We start from the raw sequence: 6,036 nt of genomic DNA, 5'->3' as shown, positions 1-6,036 counted from the left end.
CCTCGACGGACCCGAGGTCGACCGCTGCCGGAGCCTGGCCACCCTCCTGCGCTCGGGGGCGGCGCTCCTCGAGCAGCGCGCCTGTGTCGAGGACGTCCTGTGGCACCTCTGGGCGGGCACCACCTGGCCCGAACGGCTGCGCCGTCAGGTCGACCGGGGCGGCGCCGGCGCACGGCGGGCTCACAAGGACCTCGACTCGATCTGTGCGCTGTTCGAGGTGACCGCGCGCGCGGTCGAGCACCGCGACCACGTCGGCGTCGCCGCCTTCTTCGCCAACCTCGTCGCCCAGCAGATCCCCGGTGACACGCTCGCCGAGCGCGGAGTGCGCGGCTCGGCCGTGCGCCTGCTCACGGCCCACCGGTCCAAGGGGCTGGAGTGGGAGCTCGTCGTGGTGGCGCACGTCCAACAGGAGGGCTGGCCCGACCTGCGCCGGCGATCGAGCCTGCTGGGAGCCGACCGGATCGGCCTCGACCCCGCCGGCGCGCCCGACCTCGTGCCCCCGGTGACCGCCCGGGCGCTGCTGATGGAGGAGCGCCGACTCTTCTACGTCGCCTGCACCCGCGCCCGCAAGCGGCTCGTCGTCACCGCCGTGAAGTCGACCGACGACGAGGGTGAGCAGCCCTCCCGCTTCCTGGCCGAGCTCGAGATCAACCCCACGCACCGCGACGGGCGCCCGCCCAGACCGTTGTCGCTCGGCGGTCTCGTCGCCGAGCTGCGGCGCACCGTCGCCGACCCGGCCACCTCGCAGCCCCTGCGCGAGGCTGCTGCCCGTCGCCTCGCCGCTCTCGGGGCCGAAGAGGTCGACGGTCGCCCGCTGGTGCCGCAGGCCGACCCGGCGTCGTGGTGGGGGACCCGGGCAGCGACGAGGTCCCCGCGACCGGTGCGCGATCCCGACCGCCCGGTCCCGGTGTCGGCCAGCATGCTCGAGTCGCTGATGACCTGCCCGGCCCGGTGGTTCTTCTCCCGTGAGGCAGGCGGCGTCTCGGCCGCCCACCAGGCCGTCAACCTCGGGCAGATCGTGCACGCGCTCGCCGAGCGGGTGGCCACCAAGGAGCTCGCCGCCGATGTCGACGCGCTCATGGTCGAGGTCGATGCGGTGTGGGGCCGTCTCGCCTTCCGCACGCCCTGGTCGCGCAAGCGCGAGCACGACCGCATCCGCAGGGCGATCGCCCGGTTCGTCGAGTGGCACGAGTCCAACCCGCGCCAGTTCGTCGACTCGGAGGCACGGTTCCGGACCGTGGTGGAGGTGGACGGGCAGGAGATCATGCTCAACGGCACCGCCGACCGGCTCGAGCTCACCACCGACGGTGAGGTGGTCGTGGTGGACTTCAAGACCAGTCGCAACGCGCCGAGTGCCCCTGCGGTCAGGGGCAATCTCCAGCTCGCGCTCTACCAGTACGCCGTCGATGCGGGCGCGCTCGACGAGCGAATCGGTCGGCCGACCCGCTCCGGGGGCGCCGAGCTCGTCCAGCTCGGCATCCAGGACGACACCACGTCCGCCAAGGTCCAGGTCCAGGGCGCGCATGCCGACGACGGGCCCGAGCGTGAGCAGCTGCGGGTCGGCCTGGCGCGCGCGGGCGCGCTGATCCGCGCCGAGACGTTCCCGGCGGTGCCCGGCGTGCAGTGCCGCGACTGCACGTTCGTCTCGATCTGCCCGGCCAAGGGCGCAGGCTCGGTGACCGTCCAGTGAACGCCCCCACCCCGATCCGGCTCGACACCCCGGCCGACCTGCAGGCCCTCATGGGCGGCCACCCGGCCAGCCCGGAGCAGTGGCAGGCGATCACCGCCGAGCTGCGACCCACCGTCGTGGTCGCCGGCGCCGGAAGCGGCAAGACCACGCTGATGGCCCAGCGCGTGGTCTACCTCGTGGCGACCGGGCGGGTCCGGCCCGAGGAGGTCCTCGGGCTCACGTTCACGACCAAGGCGGCCGCCGAGCTGCGGAGCCGGGTCACCACGGCCCTGACCAGGGCCGGTCTCCTCGACCAGTCCGTCCTCGCCGAGGGCGAGGACGTCCTCGAGCCCACCGTCGCGACCTACCACGCCTATGCCGGCAGCCTGCTCACCGATCACGGTCTGCGGATCGGCCACGAGCCCGACACCCGCGTCGTGTCCGACGCCTCGCGCTATCAGCTCGGTGCTCGGGTGATCGACCGGTTCACCGGGCAGGTCGAGCTCCTCTCGGACCACCCGGCCACCGTGATCCAGAACCTCCTGGCCCTCGACGGGGCGATGAGCGAGCACCTCGTGGACGCCGACGACGTGCGCCGCGTGGACAGCGAGGCACGACGAGGCTTCGCGCTGGCCCGGGCGGAGGAGGACCAGGGCAAGGCCCGCAAGACCTATCTCGAGGCGATCGACAGGGCCGTCAACGCGCTCGACAGACGCGCCGAGCTGCTCGAGCTGGTGGCCGGCTACCGCCGGCTCAAGGCCGACCTGGGGCTGATGGACTTCGGCGACCAGATCGCGCTGGCTGCTCGTCTCGTCGCCGAGCAACCCGACGTCGGCGTGGCGGAGCGCGGCCGCTTCAGGGTCGTGCTGCTCGACGAATACCAGGACACCTCGGTCGCCCAGGCCACGATGCTCGCCCGGCTCTTCTCCGGTCCCGACCCGGAGTCGGGCCTGGGCCACCCCGTCATGGCCGTCGGCGATCCCAACCAGGCGATCTACGGCTGGCGAGGAGCCTCGGTCTCCAACATCCTCAACTTCGCCGAGACCTTCCCGGCCGTGGACGGCGAGCCCGGTCGGCTCCCGTTGACGGTCAACCGGCGCTCCGACCGACGGATCCTCGACGTGGCCAACCGGCTGGCCGAGCCCCTGCTCGCGACGTACGGCGACAAGGTCGCGCGCCTCCGTGCCCCCGACGGGACCCCCGACGGCGTGGTGGAGACGCACGTGTTCGAGCGGGCCGTCGACGAGCTCGCGTGGCTGGCCCGGGCCGTGCACGACGTCCACGACGCAGGCACACCCTGGGCCGAGATCGGGGTGCTGAGCCGCGACAACGCCCAGGCCGAGGAGGTCTACGACGCCCTGACCGGGGCCGGCATCCCGGTGGAGATCGTCGGCCTGTCGGGACTGATACGGCTGCCGGAGGTGGCCGAGGTCGTGGCCACCCTGTCGCTGCTCCACGACGTCACGGCCAACACCGCCGTGCTCACGCTGCTGGCCGGTCCCCGGTGGGCGATCGGGCCTCGCGACCTGCGCCTGCTGGCCGAGCGCGCGAGCGAGATCGGCGGCGGCCGCGATCGCAGCGAGGCCACCTCCGTCGCCCAGCAGCTCCTCCGGATCGCCGACGGCATCGACACCTCCGAGCTGCCGGCGCTCAGCGACGCACTCGCCGACCCGGGCGACGCGCCCTACTCGCCGGAGGCGCGCGAGCGGTTCGGCCTCCTGGCCCAGGAGCTGCGTCGGCTGCGCACGCACGTCGGCGACCCGCTGCTCGACGTCGTCCGCCGCGTCATCGACACCACCGGGGTCGACGTCGAGCTGGCCTCGGCCACCGCCCCGGCGGCCGCCGCGCGCCGCGACAACCTCGACCTGTTCGTCAAGGCCGTGGCGGAGTTCCAGTCCGTCGACGGGGACGTCACCCTGCCGGCGCTGCTGGCCTACCTCACCGCCGAGGACGACCAGGGCAACGGTCTCGACATCGCCACCCCGACGGCCGCCGACTCGGTCAAGCTGCTCACCGTCCACCGGGCGAAGGGGCTCGAGTGGTCATCGGTCTTCTGCGTCGGTGTCGGGGAGACGAGATTCCCGAGCAACCGGTCCCGCACCCTGTGGACGTCCTCGCCCGCGGTGCTGCCCGCGCCGCTGCGAGGCGACCGTGCGGACCAGCCGCAGCTGCACGGCCACGACAAGGCCGCGCTCGACGCCTACCGCACCGCCACCCGCGACCACGACGCGGAGGAGGAGCTGCGGCTCGGCTACGTCGCCTTCACCCGGGCCGCCCACCACCTCGCGGTCACGTCCTACGTCTGGGCCCAGCGAGCCACGCCGTTCGGACCCTCCGCCTACCAGCAGGTGGTGCGCGAGCAGCTCGAGGAGTGGGGTGTGCCGGTCGGCGCGTGGCTCGAGAAGCCCCCGGCCAAGGCACCCAACCCCAACGACGACATCGATCCGTCCCGGCCGTGGCCGGTGCCCGGCCCGGGCGAGGAGGCGCGCCGCCGCCTGGTGGCGGCCGAGCTCGTCCGCGCCAGTGACCCCACGGCCGCCGACGAGGGCCTCGACCTGGTCGAGTCCGCCCGTGTCGCCGACTGGGACGACGACCTCGGCCAGCTGCTCGCCGAGGCCCGGGCTGCCCGTGCCACCGACATCTCCGTTCCGCTGCCCTCGAGCCTGTCCGCGACCGGCCTGGGACGACTGCACGCCGATCCCGACGCACTCGCTCGTGAGCTCGCCCGCCCCATGCCGCGCCCGCCGTCGCACCAGGCCCGCTTCGGCACCGACTTCCACGCCTGGGTCGAGGCACGCTTCGGACAGCAGGCCCTGATCGAGCCCGACGAGCTCTGGGGTCGCGCCGACGCCGGCATCGACGACGCCGGCGAACTGCGGGAGGTGATCGCCAGCTTCGAGACGGGGCCGTTCGCCGACCGTGCGCCACACGCCGTCGAGGCGTCGTTCGCGCTCGTGCTCGCGGGCCAGGTGGTCCGCGGCCGGATCGACGCCGTCTATCGCGAGGACGACGGGACCTTCCTGATCGTCGACTGGAAGACCAACCGGTCCGAGACCGCCGACCCGCTCCAGCTCGCGATCTATCGCCTGGCGTGGGCCGAGATCCACGACGTCGCGCCGGCCGCGGTGCGCGCCGTCTTCCACTACGTCCGCACCGGGCGCACGGTCGAGCCCACCCCGTTGCCGGGCCGCGCGGAGCTCGAGGCGCTGGTGACCGGCTGAGCAGACCGGGAGTCGGGCGGTCGTAGCCTGTGCTGGTGACTCGCGAACTGCCCCATGTCGCCCTGTCCGCCTCCGCCCACGACCGGGAGGGGACGCGGCGTACCGACGACGAATGGCTGGCCGAGCGGTGGGCGGATGCCTCGACCCGGGTGCTGGTCCTGGCCGGGACCAGGTTGCGCCCGGTCGACGGCGCGGTGCAGTGGGTCACCCCCGCCGAGGCGCCCGAGGGCCGGCGACTGCTGCTGGGGCACGCCGAGGGCGTGACCCGCTTCGCGGTGATCGCCCAGCCTGGCGACGTACCGGGCGAGCGCGACGAGTGGCTTGGGCTGCGCGCGCTCTTCCCGCGGCTGGTCGCCGGTGACGAGGCGTTGACCGTGGAGGTGTCGTGGCTCTTCCACGCGCTGGGACTGGCGGAGTGGCACTGGGCGACCCGGTTCTGCCCGCGCTGCGCCGGGGCGCTCGAGTCGACCCATGCCGGGCACGAGCAACGGTGCACGTCGTGCGGCAAGTCGCAGTTCCCGCGCACCGACCCGGCCGTGATCATGGCCGTCACCTCGGGGGAGCCGGGCAGCGACGAGGAGCGCATCCTGCTCGGTCGCAACGCACAGTGGCCCGAGGGCCGGTTCTCCACCCTGGCGGGCTTCTGCGAGCCGGGCGAGACCCTGGAGGACGCCGTACGCCGCGAGGTGATGGAGGAGACGGGCGTGCTCGTCGGCGAGGTGACCTACTTCGGCAACCAGCCCTGGCCACTGCCCGCCAGTCTGATGCTCGGGTTCACCGGCCGGGCGCTCAGCGAGGACATCGAGGTCGACGGCATCGAGGTGGCCGAGGCCCGGTGGTTCAGCCGGGCGGACCTGCGCGGGGAGACCGATGCGGACGTCGTCGTCCCATCGGGTGTGTCGATCTCGTCGTCGCTGATGCAGAGCTGGCTGGGAGAGCCGCTGACCGCCGGCTGGTGACCTCAAGGCCACTGACCAGGCCTGGTCACACGGTTCGGGCGCACCGGTCGCGGGCCGCGCCATCGACCTCCTGATGGCCGCGACCGGGCGCGTGAACTTCCGTCAGCGTCAGATAGCGCACTGTCTCACCCCTCTCCCACTGCAATAACATCCTCCGCCGACTCACCACCGCGGCGCAGGAGGGCGA

At 73.3% G+C, this 6,036-nt stretch carries 3 protein-coding genes; all 3 read left to right on the top strand.

Annotated elements, in window-relative coordinates; translation table 11 throughout:
- Positions 1–1,690, top strand: a 1,690-nt coding sequence (locus RMO85_RS07310; protein WP_310528046.1) for a PD-(D/E)XK nuclease family protein, incomplete at its 5' end; no start/stop codon positions are given.
- A complete protein-coding gene (locus tag RMO85_RS07305; RefSeq protein WP_310528045.1) occupies positions 1,687–4,890 on the top strand; it encodes an ATP-dependent DNA helicase in 3,204 nt (1,067 codons plus the stop codon). The genes RMO85_RS07310 and RMO85_RS07305, both read left to right, overlap by 4 nt.
- A gap of 35 nt (positions 4,891–4,925) precedes the next feature.
- Positions 4,926–5,849 (top strand): NAD(+) diphosphatase, encoded by a 924-nt coding sequence (nudC, locus tag RMO85_RS07300; RefSeq protein WP_310528044.1) that lies wholly within the window; start codon positions 4,926–4,928, stop codon positions 5,847–5,849.
- The last annotated feature ends 187 nt before the right edge of the window (positions 5,850–6,036 follow it).

This window comes from Nocardioides sp., assembly GCF_031422975.1.
Taxonomy (GTDB): domain Bacteria; phylum Actinomycetota; class Actinomycetes; order Propionibacteriales; family Nocardioidaceae; genus Nocardioides.
Note: the sequence above shows the minus strand (reverse complement) of the source record. Positions and strands in the feature narration are given on the sequence as shown.